The sequence below is a fragment of the Phenylobacterium sp. genome, assembly GCF_031425575.1.
Taxonomy (GTDB): Bacteria; Pseudomonadota; Alphaproteobacteria; order Caulobacterales; family Caulobacteraceae; genus Phenylobacterium.
In genome coordinates this window covers 1-1,544 of the sequence record NZ_JANPJP010000253.1, presented here as the reverse complement: position 1 = coordinate 1,544, position 1,544 = coordinate 1, and the positions used below count along the sequence as shown (strand labels likewise).

The following is a 1,544-nucleotide window of genomic DNA, read 5'->3' as shown; positions in this document are numbered from 1 at the left end:
TTGATGTCCGGCAGCTTCTCCACCAGCCGGATCATGTCGTAGCCGATGGCCCCGAACACCCCGGCCGACATCGGCGGCAGGCCGGCCGGCAGGTCCAGCCGCGAGGCCGCCACCAGGTCGCGCAGCGAATCCAGGGCGCCGCCCGACTGGGTCACGAACTGGCCGGCCTCGATGCCCGAGCCTTGCGCGATCTCGGCCACGTCGCCGCGGCACTTCCAGACCAGGTCCGGCTTCATGGCGATGACCGAATAGCGCCCTCTCCAGGCCCCGCCCTCCACGCTCTCGAACAGGACGGCGTAGGGCCGGCCGTGGGCGATCTTCAGATAGGCCGAGACCGGGGTCTCGAGGTCGTCGATGAGACGGGTCCAGACGACCTGCGGCGCGCCTTGGGCATATTTCTGCTCAAAGTCCGCAAACGCAGGCTCGATCATCACTTGGCCTTTTCCGTCTTGGACGCCGGGGCGTCCTTCTTGGGTTCGATGGGTTCCAGGCCGATCGCGACCCGGGCGTTGTTGGGATAGGTCTTCACCTTCACCAGGGTCCCGGCGGCCTTCTGGGCGTCGGCCTGGATCTCGCGGAAGGTCGCCTCGGTCATCTGCGGGCGGCTCTCCTCGGTCATGCGGGCCAGGGTCGGGCCGGTGGGCGCGCGAACCGCCTCCAGCTTGGCGACCACCAGGCCGAAGGTCGGCGCCTCGGCGGTGTAGACCTCGCCGGTCTTGGCGCCGAAGGTCTTGATCAGGGCGTCCTGGGACAGGGCCTGGTTCTGGCCGGCGTTGCGGCGGTCGAGGCCGGTGGCGCGGCCCACGCGGGCGCCGATGCTGGAGGCGACGGCTTCCAGGGTCTCGCCCTTGCGCACTCGGGCGGCTAGCTCATCGGCCTTGGCCTGCAGGCGCTTGACCATCTCGCGCATCATCCAGACGCGGACCAGCTGCGGCTTCACCTCGGCCAGGGGCGGCATGGACTTGGGCGTGATCTTCTCGACACGGATGGCGTAGTACTCGCCGTTTCCAGTCTCCTCGACCCCGCTCTCGCCGCCCTGCGGCAGGCTGAAGGCGGTCGCCAGCAGCTTGGGATTGACCCCTGACACCGGTTGCCCTTGAGGTCCCGCGCCCTGGGCCGAGACGGGGCCGATGGTGAAGGTGGGCACGTTGGCCTTCTTGGCGGACTCGGCCAGGTTGGCGCCGCCGCCGTGGGCGTCGTCATAGGCCTGGGTCATCTCATAGACCTTCTCGGCGGCGGCGTCCTTGCGCAGCTCGGCCTCAAGCTGGGGCCGGATCTGCTCCAGGGTTACGGCTTGGCCCGGGGTGACCTTGCTGACCCGGATGACCGCGAAGCCGAGGTCACCCTTAACCGGCGCGATCTGGCCGACCGGCAGGGTGAAGGCGGCTTGCCCCACCTTGGGGTCGGCGATGGCGGTGCGCGGCTTGTCGGCATAGGTGATGGCCTCGCCGCCCAGGGACTTGGCGATGGCGCCCGGATCCTCGCCCTTGGCCAGCCGTGCGGCCACGGCCTGGGCCGCGGCGGCGTCCTTGGCCGGAATCTGT

The 1,544-nt window shown here is 69.7% G+C and carries 1 protein-coding gene and 1 pseudogene; both read right to left on the bottom strand.

The genetic code is table 11. From position 1 onward, the window contains the following. Positions 1–434, bottom strand: a pseudogene (locus tag RMO97_RS14580) (anthranilate synthase component I); the annotation flags it as partial. Then, positions 431–1,544 (bottom strand): peptidyl-prolyl cis-trans isomerase (locus RMO97_RS14575; RefSeq protein WP_310541772.1); only part of this gene is annotated, 1,114 nt, incomplete at its 5' end. The pseudogene RMO97_RS14580 and the gene RMO97_RS14575, both read right to left, overlap by 4 nt.